This is a genomic window from Accumulibacter sp. (assembly GCF_023806625.1).
Lineage (GTDB): Bacteria > Pseudomonadota > Gammaproteobacteria > Burkholderiales > Rhodocyclaceae > Accumulibacter.
Window position 1 is genome coordinate 1 of record NZ_JAMTDX010000022.1, and the last position, 17687, is coordinate 17687.

Below are 17687 nucleotides of genomic sequence, written 5' to 3' on the forward strand. Positions count from 1 at the left end.
TGTAAGGCATGCCGCCAGCGTTTAATCTGAGCCAGGATCAAACTCTTCAGTTCAAATCCCAAAACTCTCGCTTGACGTCCCCGTCAGCTCCAGAATCCCCACGAATCTCTCCGCAAAAACCCCAGAACCAACAGGTCTTCCGTGCGAGTCCTTCTCGATCCCTCAGCAATCCGCAAGAAAAGCCAAAGGCTTCCCCCACAGATCACCACGAGCCAAGAACTCACACCTATCGATTGTCCAGAATGTTAAAGAGCGGGTTGCGGGCCGCTTGGCCCTGCCCAGCCGCCGCAGTAGCAGCGGAAGGCGCGCATTATACAGGCCTCGGCACCTTCGTCAACAGCCGGCGGCGAGAAATGGAAAAGTCGTCGCGGCCGGGGAAGGACGAAGCGAGGACCAGCTGGGGACGCGGGAGCGCGGTGGCTGTGGCGGCGAAGTGACGAGCGGTGCAGGCGCCGGCTGCTCGACCCGAGCCCTAGCGCGGCCGGTCCTTGCTCCGGGTGGCGATGTCTTGCCCGTCTCCGCGACGGGGTACTGCGGTCGGATCGGCGGCGGGCCAGCCGTCCCTGCCGCGCGTCGCTTCGCGGCTGCCGGACTGGTTTCTTGGGGGCGATAGATGTGGCTGAAACTGGCGCCAGCCTGTCTTGCCGGGCGCGCAGCGCTGCCACGGAAACCCTTCAGGGCCTCGTCTGGAGACGCTCAGCAGAGGGTGACGCGGGCGTATCGCCGCTTGCCCACCTGGACGACGAAGCGGCTCCCGGCGCTGAGGAGGAGATTACGGTCGTCCACCCGCTGTCCGTCGATCCGCACGCCGCCTTGCTCGACCATTCGCCAGGCCTGCGAAGTGCTGGCCGTGAGTCCGGCGAGCTTCAGTACCTGGGCAATGCCGAGAGGCTGACCAGCAGCATCGAGCCGAACCTCGGGGAGATCCTCGGGGATCATTCCCTGGCGAAAACGCGCGTCGAAGTCGGACGTCGCCTGCGCCGCTGCCGCTGCGCCGTGAAAGCGTCCGACGATCTCCTGGGCGAGGAGCACCTTGACGTCGCGTGGATTTCGTCCCTCGCCGACCTCGCGCCTGAGCCCGTCTATCTCGTCGCTGGAACGGAAGGAGAGGAGGTCTAGATAGCGCCACATCAGATCGTCGGAGATCGACATCAGTTTCCCGTACATCTCGCCCGGTGCCTCGTTGATCCCGACATAGTTGCCCAGCGACTTGGACATCTTGTTCGTGCCGTCGAGGCCCTCGAGCAGAGGCATGGTCAGGATGCACTGCGGAGCCTGTCCGAAATGCTTCTGCAGTTCGCGACCGACGAGGAGGTTGAACTTCTGATCGGTGCCGCCGAGTTCGATGTCCGCCTTCATCGCCACCGAGTCGTATCCCTGACAGAGCGGGTAGAGGAGTTCGTGGATGGCGATCGGCTGCGCGTTACGATAGCGCCTGGCGAAGTCGTCGCGTTCGAGCATTCGCGCCACGGTGTGCAGCGCCGCGAGGCGAATCATCCCCGATGCGCCAAAAGGTTCGAACCAGACGGAGTTGAAACAGACCTCGGTCCGTTCCGGGTCGAGGATCTTGAATACCTGTTCCTGGTAAGTGCGCGCGTTCTCGGTGATCTGCTCGCGCGAAAGCGGCGGCCGGGTGACGTTCTTGCCGGTTGGATCGCCGATCATTCCGGTGAAGTCGCCGATCAGGAACATCACATGATGACCAAGATCCTGGAAGTGCCTGAGCTTGTTGATCAGCACGGTATGGCCGAGGTGCAGATCCGGGGCAGTCGGATCGAAGCCGGCCTTGACGCGCAAGGGGCGGGCAGTCTGCAGCCTTTCGACCAACTCGTCTTCGATCAGCAGTTCTTCCGAGCCACGCCTGATCTGCCTGATCTGTTCTCTTACGGCACGCATGCCAATCTCTTCCTGGCGCGGGTCAAGTCTGTGGGGTGAAGCGCTGGCCGACGCCCGGCGCACCGCGCAAGGTCAGGCGGCTTACGGCGACAGGCGGCGGATTCCAGAGTCTTGCCACCGCACCCTGCGAGGCACGTAGCGGTCGCCAACGGCGCGTAGCCCGCTGTGTCGAGCAGAGCCTCGGCGCCGGTCGGCAGCCATGCGCAAGCGTCCACCGAGGTGCTGCGCAACGGATCGGCGTGGGCGACGTCGGTTTCTCGGATTTCCGACTCACGACCCTCGTGTCTTGCCGGTAAGCTTCTCGTACTTGATCCACAACTCTTCTTCACTTTCCCGATGGGCCGGGTCTTTCGGAATGCAGTCCACGGGGCAGACCTCGACGCACTGCGGGGTGTCGTAGTGACCTACGCACTCGGTGCACTTGTTCGGGTCGATTTCATAAATCTCCGCTCCCTGGGAGATCGCTTCGTTGGGGCATTCGGGTTCGCAGACGTCGCAGTTGATGCATTCGTCGGTAATGATCAGGGCCATGCTTGCTGTTCCTTCAGGTCGTTGAAATCTCCCGGACTCGCCGGGTCAGCCGCTCACGGATCGCGGGCTGGACAAACTTGCTGACGTCCCCGCCGAGGATCGCGATTTCGCGCACCATCGTCGCCGAGATGAACAGGTACTGCTCGGCCGGTGTCAGGAACACCGTTTCGACGTCGGGGTAGAGGTTCCTGTTCATTCCTGCCAGCTGAAACTCGTAGTCGAAGTCTGAGACTGCTCTCAGGCCACGGATGATCACCTTGGCTTTCTTCTCGTGCAGGAAGTCCATCAGCAGACCGTCGAAGCCACAGATTTCGGCATTCGGATACGGGGCGAGCACTTCCTCGGCCATCTCGACCCTCTCGGCCAGTGAGAAGAAGGGCCTCTTTGCCTGGCTCTGCGCGATGGCCACGATGACCCTGTCGAAGAGGCAGACCGCACGTCGCACCAGATCCTCATGGCCCCGCGTCATTGGGTCGAAGGTTCCCGCGTAGATTGCCACCCGTTTGTTTAGCGTCATCGGCTTCGCCTCGTTGTTGCATCAAGTGATAATAGACTTGGCCGGCTCGCCCATGGCGCACCGTCTGCCAGGATCCGAACTCGTCCAGCGCCCGTTCTGCCTCGACGTAGAGCAGACCCCGTGGGTGCACAAGCGCCGGCAGTAGCGGCGCGAGACGATCAATCCAGCCCAAGCGAAACGGAGGGTCGAGGAAGACCAGATCGAAGCGCCGTTCCGCAGCAGACGAGAATCTTACCGCATCCGAGCGCACAACCCGCACCCGCTCACCCGCGCCGAGCAGCTGCGCCGTGGCTTCGAGCGACTTCACCACCTCCGGTGAGTCATCGACCAGCCACACCCGGTGGGCACCTCTGGATGCCGCCTCGAACCCCAGTGCGCCACTGCCGGCAAACAGATCCACGCAGCACAGTCCGCGCAGGTCCTGCCCGAGCCAGTTGAACAGGGTTTCGCGCACACGATCGGGTGTTGGCCGCAGGCCGGGCAGATCAGGAAAGCGGAGGATCCGCCTGCGCCACTCGCCGCCGATGATCCGCAACGAATTCAGGAAGCTACTCTCCGCCAACGACCACGGTCACCAGATGATCGGGTCGGACATGCCTGGCGAAGGCTGCCCGGACCTCTTCAGAGGTGACCTTGCCGACGTTTTCGGGATAACGATCGAGGTAGTCCAGCGGCAGCCCGTAAAAGCCAATCATCGCCACATTCTCCAGAATCTTGCGATTGGTGTCGAGGCGCAATGGAAAACTCCCGATCAGATTCTGCTTGGCCGCGCGAAGTTCCGCGTCGCTGGGTCCGTGCTCGAGAAAGGTGGCCAGGACCTCGCGGGTCAGCTTCAACGCTTCGTCAGCCTGTCCCTTCTTCGTCTGGAGACCGATCTGGAACGGGCCCGGCTGCTGCAAGGGGAGGAAGTAGCTGTGTACGCTGTAAGCGAGTCCGCGCTTGTCACGTACTTCCTTCATCAGCCGCGAGACGAAGCCACCACCACCGAGCGAGTAGTTGCCGGTCGCCAGGGCAAAGAAATCCGGGTCTCCGCGCTTGGCCGCCGGAAGTCCGAGCAGCAGGTGCGCCTGGGTGGCCGGGTGGTCGATCCGTTTCTCGACGGCTTCGGGCAACGAGGGAGGAGCGATGGCCGGCGACGGCGACCCGGTGGGAAGTCCGCTGGTCAGATCTGCGGCCAGCGCCTCGGCTGCGCCGCGCGTAAGGTCGCCGACGATCGCCACGGAAGCCTGCTTCGCCGAGTAGAACGCAGCGTGAAAGGCGAGTACGTCCGAGTGCAGCAGCGCACTGATCGATTCCGGCGTCGCGTGACGACCGTACGGGTGCGCGGGATACATCGCTGCCCAGAAGGCCTTGCTGGCCAGCGTCTCGGGACGAGTCAGCGCTTCCTTGAGCGCCGACACCGACCGGGCCTTCTCACGGTCGAAGGCGACGACCGGCAAATGCGGCTGGCTGAGGACCGCCTTGAGGATTTCGAAAGCAGGCGCACACTTGTCGCGCATCGACAGCGTGCGCAAGCTGATCGACGCTCGATCCATATCCACTCCGCCCGACAGTCTGGCCCCGACGTCGGCCAGACGTGTGGCGATCTGGGTTTCGTCCATGCCGCCTGCACCGAGATCGACGAGCGTCCGCGTCAGGCTGGCGACGCCGGCCCTGCCTTCGGGCTCGCGGGCCGTGCCCGCCGCAAAATCGACCTGGACGTCGATGATCGGCAAGCTGTGGTTTTCGACGAAGAGGACCTCGACTCCCGACGGAGTCTGCCAGCGCTCGATCTGCGGACCTGCCTGGGCCAGTCCCGAGACGACGGCGAAAAACAGGCTGATCAGCAGTGCGAGACGATTCATCGGCAGGGTCTCAGTGACGCGGGGTGGCGATCGGCCGACGACGCGGGTTGTCGGGGAGAGGCTGCGGGTCGAGTTCGGCGACGGTCAACTGTTGATCGACGAAGTACTTCGTCGCGACCTCCCTGACCTGCTCGGCGCTGACTTCCTCGAGTTTTTCGATGATCCGCCGGTCCATCCGGTGGGAAATTCCGACCGATTCAAGTTGTCCGATCTCCATTGCCTGGGCGAACATCGAATCGAGCTTGTAGATCTCACCGGCGATCAGTTGCGCTTTGGCTCTCGCGAGTTCGTCGGCCCCGATCCCTTCCCGTTGCACCCTGGTGATCTCGCTGCGCAGTCCGGCCTCGAGTTCGCCACGGCTCCTGCCGGCGCTCGGAGACCCGTACAGGTAGAATATCCCCGGACCCCGCGCCGTCGGATCATAGCTGGCGCTGGCCTGAACGGCCAGGCGTTGCTCACGGATCAGGCTCTTCGAAAAGCGCGCCGCTTCGTGGCCGGCGAGCACCGCGGCGAGCATCTCGAGAGCGTACGGATCGCTGTCGCGGTCTACGTCGCGAATCACCGGAGCCTTGTAGGCCATCGTCACGACCGGCAGATCGGCCGGTGCCCTGACGGTCAGCCGCCGCATGCCCAGTTGTACCGGTTCGTCCTGTGGCTTTCTTTCCGGCAGCTGCCGAGCCCGCAAAGGTCCGTAATGCCGTTCGGCGAGAGCGAAGACAGCCTGGTGGTCGACGTCGCCGACGATCACCACGTAGGCGTTGTTCGGAGCGTACCATTGCTGATACCACGCCCGAGCGTCGTCGATGGTCATGCTCTCGAGATCGCTCATCCAGCCGATGATCGGTACGCGATAAGGGTGAACCTGGAAAGCGCTTGCCGTCAACTGTTCGAACAACAGCGACTGCGGCTGATCCTCGGTCCGCAGCCTGCGTTCCTCCATGACTACCCGTATCTCTTGGGCGAATTCGCGCGGGTCGAGCGTCAGGTGATGCATCCGGTCCGCTTCGAGCTGCATCACCTCGGCCAGTCGGTCGCTCGGAACCTGCTGGAAGTAGGCCGTGTAATCGCGGCTGGTGAATGCGTTGTCGCGCCCCCCCGCTGCGGCGACGCGGCGACTGAATTCGCCTGGGCCGACGCTCGGTGTTCCCTTGAACATCATGTGCTCGAGAACGTGAGCCACTCCCGTGCGACCGCTCGTTTCATCCATGCTGCCGGCGCGGTACCAGACCATGTGCGCGACTGTCGGCGCGCGTCGGTCTTCCCTGACGATGACCCGTAGACCGTTGGTCAGTTGCGTCTCGTGGGTGTCGCCCAGAACTGCCCCGGAGATGGTCAGGAGGATCAGCATCGCGAACGATCTCGCGTGCCGTATGGGCATCAGGCGCATCTGTTAGAATTTCACCGTTTCAGACAGTTACCCAGAATCTTAACACCGCGACGGTCACCAAGCGCCGATGAGACACGGAAACTCGCTGTTTGGTTTCATCAGGAAGTCCGCTACCGGGGAGCCAGTGCCTGCCGGCGGAAGCACTGCCGAGAGCAGCGACCCCCGTCCGGCAACTCCCTGGAGGCAGCGGCTCCAGGCTGGCCTGGCGCGCACGCGAGCGCAATTCGGGGGGCGCGTCAAGGCCCTGTTCTCGCGAGGACGCGTTGACGACGAGCTTCTCGATGAGCTCGAAGCGTTGCTTCTGACCAGCGATGTCGGCCTCGACGCGACCCAGCATCTGCTCTATCAGCTGAAACAGAGGGCCAGGCGCGATCGCCTCGATACGCCCGAAGCGATTCAGCGGGCGTTGGCGGAAATCCTGCGCGAGCTGCTGCAGCCTCTCGAGGAGCCCCTCGACGTGACCCGGCATCGCCCGTTCATCATCATGATTGCCGGGGTCAACGGTGCCGGCAAGACGACCTCGATCGGCAAGCTGGCGAAGTATTTCCAGAGCCAGGGCTTGTCGGTTCTGCTGGCTGCCGGCGACACCTTTCGTGCCGCGGCACGCGAACAACTGCAGACGTGGGGCGAGCGCAACAACGTCACGGTGATCGCCCAGCAGTCGGGCGACCCCGCAGCGGTGATCTTCGATGCGATCGGCGCAGCGCGGGCTCGCGGCATCGACATCGTTCTTGCCGATACCGCGGGTCGGTTGCCGACGCAGCTGAACCTGATGGAAGAGATCGCCAAGGTTCGCCGGGTCATCCAGAAGGCCGAGCCGACCGGTCCGCACGAGACGCTGCTGGTCCTCGACGCCACTTTCGGACAGAACGCGGTGCAGCAGGTGGTCGCCTTCGACAAGGCCATCCAGGTGACCGGACTGATCCTGACCAAGCTCGATGGCTCGGCGAAGGGTGGCGTGGTGGCGGCGATCGCTCGCCAGTGGCCGAAGCCGGTGCGCTTCATCGGCGTCGGGGAAGGCATCGACGACCTGCGGCCATTTGCCGCCGGTGAATTCGTGGACGCGCTGTTCGAGTGATCGTCGCGGAAGCCCTCACCAAGCGCTACCCCGAAGGGCGGGAGGCCTTGCGCAACGTCAGCTTCACGATTTCGGCTGGTGAGATGGTTCTCCTGACCGGTCACTCGGGGGCGGGCAAGTCTACGCTGTTCAGACTGCTGGCGGCGATCGAGCGCCCGACGGCGGGCAGCATCGTGATCAATGGCCAGAATCTCACGGCGCTCAGCCGGAAAGCCGTTCCCTACCTGCGGCGCAAACTCGGATTGATTTTCCAGGATCGCAAGTTGCTCTTCGATCGCACGGTACTGGACAATGTCCTGCTGCCGCTGGCCATCGTCGGGCATCCGCCGAAGGAGGCGCTGCGCCGTGCCCAGGCTGCGCTGGCCAAGGTGGGTCTGCCGAACCGCGAGAAGACCTTTCCGATCGCTCTCTCCGGCGGCGAGCAGCAGCGTCTGGCGATTGCCCGCGCGGTCGTCAACCGGCCGGCGATCATTCTTGCCGATGAACCGACGGCGAACCTCGACGCCGGGTCGGCGCGGGAGATTCTCGAAATATTCGTCGCTTTCCAGCAGGTCGGGGTGACCGTACTGATCGCCACGCATGACCCCGTGTCGCTGCCCATTGTCCAGGCGAGGACCCTGCGTCTTGACAAGGGCGAGATGAGCGAACCGGGAAGCGAACAGGCGCTGGCGACCCGGTGAGCGCGTGGTTTGCCCAGCACCTCGCCGCACTGCGCGACGCGCTGCGCCGTCTTGCGGCTGCGCCGCTGAATTCGCTGCTCTCACTGGTGGTCATCGGGGTCACCCTGACCCTGCCGACGGCTGGCTGGCTGGCGATCGAGAACCTGCGCCAGCTCACCGGCGACGTGGAGGGAACGCAGCAGATCAGCCTCTTTCTCGCACTCGAGGCGGGCAGACGCGACGTCGCCGAAATCGAAGCGCGGCTCAGGCAGGAGCGGGTGGGACGCTGGCGCTTCGTTTCGCGGGAGGATGCCCTGAAAAGGCTCCAGGCTGCGGAAGGGATGGCCGAGATCATTGCCAGTCTGCCGCACAACCCACTTCCCGATGCTTTTGTCGTGACTCCGGCCGACACCCGGCCGGAGTCGCTCGAAAGCCTTGCCGAGAGCTTCTCGCGCTGGCCGAAGGTCGCGCACGTTCAGCTCGATTCGGCCTGGGTCAAACGCTTCGACGCGCTGCTCCGACTCGGAAGGCTCGTCGTTCTGCTGCTCGGGGTGTTGTTTGCGGGCGCACTGGTCACGATCACCTTCAGCACGATCCGTCTGCAGATCCTCGCGCAGGCCGCGGAGATCGAGGTCGCCCGACTGATCGGTGCCACGGACGCCTTCATCCAGCGCCCGCTGCATTACTTCGGTGCGCTGCAGGGAACTCTCGGTGGCCTCTGCGCGGCGCTGCTGGTCTCCGCGGGTTTCCTGATGCTGGCGCCAGCCGTCGGCGAACTGGCCAGGCTCTACGGGACGAGCTTCGCTCTGCGCGGGTTGGCGGCCGGCGACGTCGTCATTCTGTCGGCCACTGGCGGTGTGCTCGGCTGGCTCGGAGCGAGGATCTCGGTGCTCATGCACCTGCGGCAGTTGCTCTGAATCCGCCTTCTAGCCGGCCAGCACACAGCTCCAGACAGCGACGACGTTGAGCAGAGCGAGCAGCACGGCAGCACTTCCGACGTCCTTGGCGCGCTTGGCCAGCGGGTGCCTTTCGAGCGAGATACGGTCGACGGTTGCCTCGATTGCCGAATTCAGCAGTTCAACGACGAGGACCAACAGAACGCTGCCGATCATCAGCGCACGGCTGACGCCATCCCGAGCGAGGATGAACGATGAAGGGATCAGCAGGGCTGCGAGGACGACCTCCTGGCGGAATGCGTCTTCAGCACCGAATGTCTCGCGCAGGCCGGCGAGCGAATGGTGCAGCGCATTCCACACGCGGCGCAGGCCGGTCTGGCCCTTGAAAGGACTTCCCTCGGTCACCGGATCTCTCCGTTGGAGTCGTGAAGTCGCCAGTATAGCGGCGGGGTCGTGGAGTCCGCCGTGTGCCCGACCTGGTGCCGGCAGGGGCGTCGACCAGGCGGACCCGGCGCTCGGCTAGAATGACCGGCGCACAGACGACGTGTCGGCAGACGGGGGAGTGCAGATGGATCAGGACGAACTGAAGAGGGCCGCGGCCCGCGCAGCGATCGAGCATGTTCTCGATCGGGAGGTCGTTGGCGTCGGTACCGGGTCGACGGCCAACTTCTTCATCGACGAACTGGCCCGGATCCGGGAGCGTATTCGCGGGGCAGTGGCCAGTTCGGAGAGATCACGCAGAAGGCTCGAAGCCCGTGGAATCGAAGTCTTCGACCTCGACGCAGTCGGCGAACTCAGTGTCTATGTCGACGGTGCCGACGAGATCAACCGGGCGATGCACATGATCAAGGGCGGCGGCGGGGCGCTGACCCGCGAGAAGATCGTCGCCGCCGTTTCCCACAAGTTCGTCTGCATTGCCGACGAGTCGAAGATGGTCGGCTCTCTGGGCCGGTTTCCGCTTCCGCTCGAAGTGATTCCGATGGCGCTTGGCCATGTATGCAAGGAGGTCGCCAGGATCGGCGGGCGAGGGGTCCTTCGCCAGGGATTCGTCACCGACAACGGCAATCTGATCGTCGACGTCCATGGGCTCGAAATCCTCGACCCTCCGGCCGTCGAAACCCGGTTCAACCAGATCGTCGGCGTAGTGACCAACGGGCTGTTCGCCCTGCGCCCGGCAGATGTCTGCCTGCTCGCCACCATGGCCGGCGTGCAGACGATCATCGCGGCGACCTGAGAGGCTGTGTGGCAACCGTCGCGCGCAGTCCGTGATGCCCCCCGGCACGAGCAGACGCACGACCGGCTATATCAATCGGCGAGACGAGTGCGCGAAGGGCGGCTGATCGGCCGCGCAGCGAGTCCAGTCACCTCTGCCGGACCGACCGGGCAAGCGGCGACGAACAGCCGTCCCCGCCACCGCCAGGCTCACGTTCCGGGCGGCACGTAGCCCTGGACGCGGTCCGCCCCTTCGCCGAAAAAGTGCCTTTCCATCTGCTCGGCCAAGTACTTGCGATGCGCCGCGTCGGCGAGATTGAGACGATTCTCGTTGATGATCATCGTCTGCAGGCGCACCCACTGCTGCCAGGCTTCCCTGGACACATTGGCGAAGATGCGCTGGCCGAGTTCGCCGGGGTAGGGTGGCAGATCGAGTCCCTCGGCTTCACGCCCGAGCTTGACACAATGAACCATTCTTGCCATTCGATCGACTCCATGTTGGTTGCGGGCAGGCTGCCCAGGCAAATCTGTCGCCGTGCCGCGCGCTGATCACCCGAGTTCGACACAAAAACGCCCAAGCCATTGAATATGCACAATTCACGAGTTCAAAATTGGCACTACAGACGCTTGGCTGAGGGCTCGGAGAGGGCGGGGGCGGCGGACAGTTCCTTTCCATTTGGGGTGAGCAGACAAGTGGCGCCAGCCGAAAGCGCCGACACGCTCGTGACCTCGCAGGGGTTCTCTACGAGGGACGACAGGCCGGTCGCGCACGACAGGCCGTCGATGAAGAAGTTGGCGTTGCTGGCTCGCACCGCTTCAAGCCGCCCCAAGGCGGGGATCCCTCGTGGTCGTGATACGCCTGGGGTGTCCCCGCATGCGGCGATAACCTTGACGCGCTGGCTTGGGCGGGTGTTGACGGTATTCACTGGCATGTCGCTACTGTATCACCGAAAAGACTCTCCTGACATAGGCTCTACGAGACGGCGTGTCACTACAAAACAATTTTGGCAAGAACGTAAGCCATTGTTTTTACACGGGCAGAGAGGCCATTTATGCATTGGGCAAGTGAAAAGTGTCGAACTCGGGTGATCAGTGCGCGGTTCACCGGTCAAAGTTCCTTCATCAGCACGCTCGACCGCCGCTGCAGGTTGTAAACCAGGCGCTTCTCGGCTGGAAGGTCTTCGACCTGTCTGGCGCTGAAGCCCCGTTCCTTGAACCACTGCGAGGTGACGGTGGTCAGCACGAACAGGCGCTTCACGCCCGTGGCGCGTGCCTGGGCTTCAATACGCCGCATCAGCAGTGCGCCATAACCCCAGCGGCGGTAATGGGGATGAACGGCCAGACAGGCGAGCTCGGCCTGGCCTTCGCCGTAAGGGTAAAGTGCCGCGCAGCCGACGATCACCCCGTCGTGTTCGACGACCGAGAAGCGGTTGATCTCGCGTTCGAGAAGCTCGCGCGAGCGCCGAACCAGCGTCCCGTTTTCTTCGAGGGGCTCGATCAGCGCGATCAGGCCGCCGATGTCGTCCGGCCGGGCATCGCGCAACTGCTCGAGCGCTTCGCGGGTGATCACCGTTCCGACGCCGTCGCGCGTGAACAGTTCGCGAAGCAGCGTTCCGTCCTCGTCGTAGCCGATCAGGTGCACCCGCCCGACACCGGCGCGGCTGGCGCGCACCGCGCAGGGAAGATAGCGTCGCAGGTCGGCAGACAGCCAGTCGCCAAGGCTCATTAGGCGTTCAGCAGCGTCGACGGTCAGTTCGTCGAGCAGCGCACCGTCGATGTCGGTCGCTCCGCGACTGTCAGTCAGGAAGATCAGTTTGTCGGCGAGCAAGGACGTGGCTACCGTTTCGGCGACCTCCTCCATCGCCAGATTGAAGATCTCGCCGGTCGGGCTCGAACCGATGCACGAGAGGAGGACGATGTTGCCCAGACTGAGCTGCGCACGGATCCCCTCGGCGTCGATCTTGCGGACCTGACCCGAGTACTGGAGGTCGACGCCGTCCACGACGCCGACCGGCTTGGCGGTGATGAAGTTTCCGCCGACGACGCGAATCGTGCTGTGGGCCATCGGCGTGTCGGCGAGGCCCTGCGACAGCAGCGCCTCGATCTCGACGTAAATGCGACCTACCGCGTCGATCACGCAGGCCACTGCCTGGGCATCGGTGACGCGGTACTTGCCGTGGTAGACCGACGGGAGCCCTCTCTCGCGGAGCAGTCTTTCGATCTGCGGGCGCGCCCCGTGCACGAGAACGAGACGTACCCCGAGCGCAGCCAGCAGGTTGACGTCGTAGGCCAGCGTCCGCGCGAGTTGCCCGGCGATCGCCTTGCCGCCGAAGGCGATCAGAAAGGTCTTGCCGCGAAAGAGGTTGACGTAGGGCGCGACCGACCGGAACCAGGCAACGAAGGAGGCGCCCGTCAAGTCATCGGCCATGTCACGCGCCGGAGCGGGCCTTGTCGGCGTCCGGCACTGCTTTGGCCTGCTTCGCCGGCTTCCCCTGCCTGGCTGCCCTGGCCTTCTCTTCCCTGGCTTCCCTGGCCCGCTGCGCCTTTTCGGCTCTTTCCTCCTTCGCGCGCTGGGCCCTGGTCTGTTTCGCATTCTCGGCGACCGACGGCTCGGCTTCCTGGGCGGCAGTCGCGCTTTCGCCCTCGACCTTTTCGGGGATCGAGACGACCGTCCGCGGTTCCTTGGCGAGGTCGACCTTGAGCTCCTTCTCGAGCCGCTCGCAGATCGTCCGCAGGACCTTGATCCGGGCGAACAGTTTGTCGTTCGATTCGACGAGTGTCCACGGCGCGGTTCCCGTACTCGTCCGGTCGACCATGTCGCAAACGGCCTCGTGATAGGCTTCCCACTTCTCGCGGTTGCGCCAGTCTTCCTCGGTGATCTTGAAGCGCTTGTGCTCGACCTGGGCGCGATCCTGGAAGCGCTTGAGCTGTTCTTCGTCGCTGATCTGCAGCCAGAACTTGATGACGATGCCACCGGCGCGCCACAGGTCGTGTTCGAAGTCGTTGATTTCCGCGTAGGCGCGCAGCCAGTCGGCCTGACTGCAGAAGCCCTCGACGCGTTCGACGAGGACCCGTCCGTACCATGTCCGGTCGAAAATGACCGCTCGCCCGAGGCGCGGCATGTGCCGCCAGAAGCGCCAGAGGTAAGGTTGCGCGCGTTCTTCTTCGGTCGGTGCCGCGACCGGGATGATCTGATACTGTCGCGCATCCATTGCCTGCATCGCCCGGCGGATCGCGCCGCCCTTGCCCGCCGCGTCCGATCCCTCGAAGCAGAGGATCAGCGCCCGCTTCTTGAACTCCGGATGGCGCATCATTTCCGCGAGACGTCCCTGCCAGGTGGCGAGTTCGGTCTCGTAGGCCTTCTTGGTCAGGCTCTGGGTCATGTCCAGAGAGCTGAGGACGTCGAGGCTGTCGATTCGCGGCGAGATTGCCGGGGCGACTGGCGACATCAGCTCGTGCTTGGTTGCCAGTCGCTTCTGGATCGCATCGAGGATCGTCTTGCCGACGGTCAGCGAGCGATAACGGTCGTCGGTGGCCTCGACGAGCAGCCACGGTGCCCAGGGCGTGTTCGTCGTGCGTAGCAGATGGCCGGCGACTTCCTGCATCTTGTCGTAAGTCTTCAGCCGCTCCCAACTCGCCTTGGTGACCCGCCAGCGGGTCAGCGGGTTGGCTTCGATCGACTTGAGGCGCTCACGTTGGGCTTCCTTGGACAGGTGGAACCAGAATTTGAGGACCAGCGCCCCCTCGTTGACCAGCATTTCCTCGAAGCGGTTGAGTTGGTCCATGCGCTGGTCGAAGTCGGCCCGTGAGAGATCGTTGGCGATTCGTTCGGCGATCGGTTCTGAATACCACGAGCCGGCAAAGATTCCGATCCGGCCCTTCGGAGGCAATGCCCGCCAGTAGCGCCACATCGATGGACGGGCACGTTCTTCGGCGGTCGGAGCGTAGAACGCCTGTGTGGTCATGTAGCGCGGATCCATCCATTCGTAGAGGGTATTGATCGTGTCACCCTTGCCCGAGCCGTCGACGCCGCTGATCAGAATGATCACCGGAAAGCTTCCGTTGGCGCGGAGCTGCTCCTGGGCTTCGAGCAGGCCGGCGCGTAGCTTGGGTTCCTCCGTCTTGAAGGTCTCCTTGTCGATCTTGTGTCCCAGTTCTGCCGATTCAAACATCCGTAGTCTCCTCCTTCAAGTCACCCCACAAAAACTGGACTGCTGCCAACGCGGCAAGTCCAGCCGTCTCGGTCCGCAGAACGCGTGGACCGAGACGGACCGGCACGAAACCGGACTGCTCCGCCAGCCGAGCCTCCTCGGGAGCGAGGCCACCCTCGCTCCCGACCAGCAATTCTACCGGGTCGCCGGAGGCTGGCCCGGCCAGCGAACCCAGCCCCACCGTTGCCGCGCGATCGAGCGTCAGCCGGAGAGCACCTTGCAGTCCCGGGCACGACAGCCAATCGTCGATCGGAAGCGGAGGCTCGACCTCCGCCAGCCGGTTGCGTCCGCACTGCTCGCAGGCCGCGACGACGATTCCGCGCCAGTGGGCGAGTCTGCGTTCTGCGCGCTCCGTGTCCAGGCGCCTGACGCTCCGCCGCGAAGTGACCGGAACGATCCTCTGTACGCCCAGTTCGACCGCCTTCTGTACGGTCAGATCCATCTTCTCGCCCGTTTGCAGAGCCTGCACGAGGGTCACTGCGAGTGGCGATTCGCGTTCGACCGGCAGCCAGGCGATCACCTCGACACGGGTTCGCGCGCGATCGGCGCACACGACTCGGGCGCCGTACTCGCCGCCGAGCCCATTGAACAGGGTCAGCCGGTCGCCGAGACGCAGGCGGAGCACCCTGAGCGCGTGGTGCGCAGCCTGCTCTGGCAGATCGACTGTCGTGCCCGCCTCCAGAGGAACTGGGCAGTAAAAGCGGGGGCCTGTCACCGTGGTATTATAAGAGCATTGTTCCTGGCTGATCGTTGTTTGGAGGCAGGCTGGTGGTCGCGCTCAATACCCCCGTTTGTGACTTTGGCTGGCAGGCCGCTGATTTCGATTTGCCGGCGACCGACGGTTCGCGGCACTCTCTCGCCACGCTACGCGGACCGAACGGTCTGCTGCTGATGTTCATCTGCAACCACTGTCCCTATGTCAAGGCCGTCCTCGATCGCGTCTGCCGCGACGCGGGGGCTCTCCAGGGTCTGGGTATCGGCGTCGGGGCGATCATGAGCAACGATCCGGCCGAGTATCCCGAGGATTCCTTCGCGAACATGGCGCGCGTCGCCGTGGAACGGGGTTTCCCGTTCCCCTACCTGTTCGACGAGACTCAGGACGTCGCGCGACGTTACGGAGCAGTTTGCACGCCCGATTTCTTCGGCTTCAACAGCCGGCTCGAACTCCAGTACCGCGGCCGGCTCGACGCCAGTGGCCGGATGCCGGCGCCTCCTGATGCGCGTCGCGAACTGCTCGAAGCGATGCGCTTGGTCGCCGAGACCGGCCGTGGTCCGCAACAGCAGGTACCCAGCGTCGGCTGCTCGATCAAGTGGGGGCACTGACCGCAGCATGCTTGATGGACACGGCCAGGCGCCGCCGAGAATTTCCGACAGCGAACTGAAGCGGATGCTCGATGCGAGCGTCGCGCTCGTTCGCGAGGTGGCGCAGCGAGAGATCATCCCGCGTTTCCTGCGCGTCAGCCATGGGCAGCGCAAGGACGACGGCTCGCTGTGCTCGGAAGCCGATCTGGCTGCGCAGCACTTCCTGGCCGAGCGGCTGAGTGGCATCCGCCCCTGCCCGGTGATCGGCGAGGAGATGCCGCGGGAGGCCCAGCAGGCCGGGTGGGAGAGCGGGAACAGCGACGACCTCGGTGTCTGGTGCATCGATCCGATCGACGGAACGACCAACTTCATCAACGGTCTGCCCTGCTTCGCCGTGTCGATCGCCTGGATGAGCGCGCGGCGAACGCGCGTCGCGGTAACCTACAACCCGATCACCGACGAGATGTTCTACGCGCGTCAGGGCAACGGCGCCTACCTCAACGGCCGGCGTCTGCCGCTGCGTCAGGTGACCGCCGAGATTGCCCGTGCGGTTGGCGGAGTGGATTTCAAACGCATCCCGAAACAGCTGGCCGACCGCATCGCCGTTGCTCCGCCGTTCTATTCGCAGCGGAATTTTGGCAGCTCGACGCTCGACTGGTGCAGCCTGGCGGCGGGGAGGCTCGACCTCTATCTGCACGGTGGCCAGATGCTCTGGGATTACGCCGCCGGCAGCCTGATTCTCCGCGAAGCGGGCGGGCACATGTGCACGCTCGAGCGCGACGATTACGATGACGATGCGCAGGACGTGTGGAGGAGGTCGGTCATCGCGGCCCTCGACCCGGGGGTTTTCGTCGCCTGGCGTGACTGGGTCAGAGGCAATTGCCCGCGGGGCGGGAGCTGAATCGGCGGGTCTGTTCCAGTTCGGGAATCGTCCGCGAAATCTGGCTCAGCGGGCGCCCGATCGAGCCACTGCCGAGGCTGACGTGCAGGCGCGCGCCATTCGCGCCAGGGCCTCGTCGAGCGTGGCTCGCGGGCAGCCGAAGTTGAGCCGCACCCAGCCCGGGGCGCCAAAGTCGGCACCGCTCGACAGCCCGACCCCGGCCGCCTCGAAGAAGCCTGCGGCATCGGGCAAGGCGAGCCCGCGGGCGTCGATCCAGGCCAGGTAGGTCGCCTCGACATGACTGACGGTCAGGCCGGGCATTGCGGCGATGGCCGCTTCGAGATGGTCGCGGTGCCCGCGCAGCACCGTGATCAGCGCCTTGCGCCAATCCTCCCCTTCGCGGTAAGCCGCTTCGGTCGCCGTCAGGCCGAGGACGTTCACGTGTGGGACGATGCCACGCATGACTGCGGCGAAGCGGCGGCGCAGGGCAGAATCGGGAATCACCGCAAAGGCGCAGCCCAGGCCCGGGATGTTCCAGGTCTTGGACGGCGCCATCAGGGTGATCGTCTGCCGAGCGAAATCGTCGTCGATCATCGCCAGCGGCCGATGTTCACGGTCCTCGTCGAGCACCAGACCACAATGGATCTCGTCGGAGCAGACGACCAGGTCGTGACGCCTGCAGAAGTCGACCAGGCCTTCCAGTTCGACCCTTTCCCATGCCCTGCCGACCGGGTTGTGCGGGTGGCAGACGAGGAAAAGCCGTGTCGCTGGCGTCAGCGCAGCGGTGAGTGCTGGCAGATCCCAGACCCAGCGGCCCGCATCGTGCGTCAGCGAGGCGCTCGTCAGCCTCCGTCCGGACAGTCGTGGGGCAGAGAGAAAAGGGGGGTAGACCGGGGTCGCCGTGACCACGTCGCCGTCGACCGCGCGGCAGGCGACGTTCAGTCCGCTGACCAGTCCCGGCAGCCAGACCAGCCACTCGGCATCCACACGCCAGCCGTATTCCTGGTCCAGATAGCCGAGTACCGCGTCGTAGAGTGAAGCGCGCGGTTCGGCGTAACCGAAACACCGGTGGGCGATCCGCCGTTCGAGCGCGGTGACGATCGCCGCTGGTGCGGCAAAGTCCATGTCGGCTACCCACAGCGGGAGCACGTCGCGGTCGGCGTATCGGTTCCACTTGAGGGAGTCGCCGTCGCGCCGGTCGATGAGCCTGGAGAAGTCGAATCCTGAGGTCATGCCGAATGGTCTCTGGACGCTTCGAGGTCGACAGGGATTCG

At 64.4% G+C, this 17687-nt stretch carries 18 protein-coding genes; 6 read left to right on the forward strand and 12 right to left on the reverse strand.

What is annotated here, in order from left to right:
• Positions 1-696 precede the first annotated feature (696 nt).
• The 6 genes from tyrS to NFW05_RS04615 all read right to left on the reverse strand — a co-directional run bounded on the left by tyrS (position 697) and on the right by NFW05_RS04615 (position 6136).
• The gene (gene tyrS / locus NFW05_RS04590) at positions 697-1896 is read right to left on the reverse strand and encodes a tyrosine--tRNA ligase (protein WP_295303059.1); all 1200 of its coding nucleotides are present in this window, start codon (positions 1894-1896) and stop codon (positions 697-699) included.
• A gap of 270 nt (positions 1897-2166) precedes the next feature.
• Positions 2167-2427: a YfhL family 4Fe-4S dicluster ferredoxin gene (locus NFW05_RS04595; protein WP_295303060.1), complete on the reverse strand. Its 261-nt coding sequence runs from the start codon at positions 2425-2427 to the stop codon at positions 2167-2169.
• 13 nt (positions 2428-2440) lie between these two features.
• Positions 2441-2944, reverse strand: a complete 504-nt coding sequence (gene coaD, locus NFW05_RS04600; protein WP_295303061.1) for a pantetheine-phosphate adenylyltransferase — start codon at positions 2942-2944, stop codon at positions 2441-2443.
• On the reverse strand, positions 2880-3488 hold the full coding sequence (rsmD, locus tag NFW05_RS04605) for a 16S rRNA (guanine(966)-N(2))-methyltransferase RsmD (RefSeq protein WP_295303086.1): 609 nt from the start codon (positions 3486-3488) through the stop codon (positions 2880-2882). The genes coaD and rsmD overlap by 65 nt, the downstream gene beginning before the upstream one ends.
• A 4-nt stretch (positions 3489-3492) precedes the next feature.
• A complete protein-coding gene (locus NFW05_RS04610) occupies positions 3493-4788 on the reverse strand; it encodes a pitrilysin family protein (protein WP_295303062.1) in 1296 nt (431 codons plus the stop codon).
• 10 nt (positions 4789-4798) lie between these two features.
• Positions 4799-6136, reverse strand: a complete 1338-nt coding sequence (locus tag NFW05_RS04615; RefSeq protein ID WP_295303063.1) for a pitrilysin family protein — start codon at positions 6134-6136, stop codon at positions 4799-4801.
• Positions 6137-6242: 106 nt separating this feature from the next.
• On the opposite strand from NFW05_RS04615, the gene ftsY reads away from it, so the two are divergent.
• From ftsY to ftsX, 3 genes are read left to right on the forward strand one after another with little or no spacing between them, the layout of a single operon-like run.
• The gene (gene ftsY, locus NFW05_RS04620; RefSeq protein ID WP_295303064.1) at positions 6243-7253 is read left to right on the forward strand and encodes a signal recognition particle-docking protein FtsY; all 1011 of its coding nucleotides are present in this window, start codon (positions 6243-6245) and stop codon (positions 7251-7253) included.
• A complete protein-coding gene (locus NFW05_RS04625) occupies positions 7250-7933 on the forward strand; it encodes an ATP-binding cassette domain-containing protein (RefSeq protein WP_295303065.1) in 684 nt (227 codons plus the stop codon). Before ftsY ends, NFW05_RS04625 begins: the two co-directional genes overlap by 4 nt.
• Entirely contained in the window at positions 7930-8829 is a 900-nt protein-coding gene (gene ftsX / locus NFW05_RS04630; RefSeq protein WP_295303066.1) for a permease-like cell division protein FtsX, read from the forward strand. The genes NFW05_RS04625 and ftsX overlap by 4 nt, the downstream gene beginning before the upstream one ends.
• A gap of 9 nt (positions 8830-8838) precedes the next feature.
• Here ftsX and NFW05_RS04635 read toward each other — a convergent pair whose 3' ends face one another.
• A complete protein-coding gene (locus NFW05_RS04635; protein WP_295303067.1) occupies positions 8839-9213 on the reverse strand; it encodes a diacylglycerol kinase in 375 nt (124 codons plus the stop codon).
• A gap of 163 nt (positions 9214-9376) precedes the next feature.
• Here NFW05_RS04635 and rpiA point away from each other — a divergent pair, with 163 nt between their 5' ends.
• Complete coding sequence (rpiA, locus tag NFW05_RS04640; RefSeq protein WP_295303068.1) at positions 9377-10042, forward strand: ribose-5-phosphate isomerase RpiA; 666 nt, start codon at positions 9377-9379, stop codon at positions 10040-10042.
• A gap of 188 nt (positions 10043-10230) precedes the next feature.
• On the opposite strand, the gene NFW05_RS04645 is transcribed toward rpiA, so the two are convergent.
• The 4 genes from NFW05_RS04645 to NFW05_RS04660 all read right to left on the reverse strand — a co-directional run bounded on the left by NFW05_RS04645 (position 10231) and on the right by NFW05_RS04660 (position 14946).
• The gene (locus NFW05_RS04645; RefSeq protein ID WP_295303069.1) at positions 10231-10503 is read right to left on the reverse strand and encodes an oxidative damage protection protein; all 273 of its coding nucleotides are present in this window, start codon (positions 10501-10503) and stop codon (positions 10231-10233) included.
• Positions 10504-11128: 625 nt separating this feature from the next.
• Positions 11129-12448, reverse strand: coding sequence for an amino-acid N-acetyltransferase (gene argA, locus NFW05_RS04650; protein ID WP_295303070.1), 1320 nt, complete (start codon positions 12446-12448; stop codon positions 11129-11131).
• Between the two features lies 1 nt (position 12449).
• Positions 12450-14192: a polyphosphate:AMP phosphotransferase gene (pap, locus tag NFW05_RS04655; protein ID WP_311104702.1), complete on the reverse strand. Its 1743-nt coding sequence runs from the start codon at positions 14190-14192 to the stop codon at positions 12450-12452.
• A complete protein-coding gene (locus NFW05_RS04660) occupies positions 14185-14946 on the reverse strand; it encodes a 16S rRNA (uracil(1498)-N(3))-methyltransferase (RefSeq protein ID WP_295303071.1) in 762 nt (253 codons plus the stop codon). Before NFW05_RS04660 ends, pap begins: the two co-directional genes overlap by 8 nt.
• 53 nt (positions 14947-14999) lie before the next feature.
• On the opposite strand from NFW05_RS04660, the gene NFW05_RS04665 reads away from it, so the two are divergent.
• Positions 15000-15554: a thioredoxin family protein gene (locus tag NFW05_RS04665; protein ID WP_295303072.1), complete on the forward strand. Its 555-nt coding sequence runs from the start codon at positions 15000-15002 to the stop codon at positions 15552-15554.
• Between the two features lie 64 nt (positions 15555-15618).
• Positions 15619-16434: an inositol monophosphatase family protein gene (locus NFW05_RS04670; protein WP_295303087.1), complete on the forward strand. Its 816-nt coding sequence runs from the start codon at positions 15619-15621 to the stop codon at positions 16432-16434.
• A 45-nt stretch (positions 16435-16479) separates the two neighbouring features.
• On the opposite strand, the gene NFW05_RS04675 is transcribed toward NFW05_RS04670, so the two are convergent.
• Complete coding sequence (locus NFW05_RS04675) at positions 16480-17646, reverse strand: PatB family C-S lyase (RefSeq protein ID WP_295303073.1); 1167 nt, start codon at positions 17644-17646, stop codon at positions 16480-16482.
• Between the last annotated feature and the right edge of the window lie 41 nt (positions 17647-17687).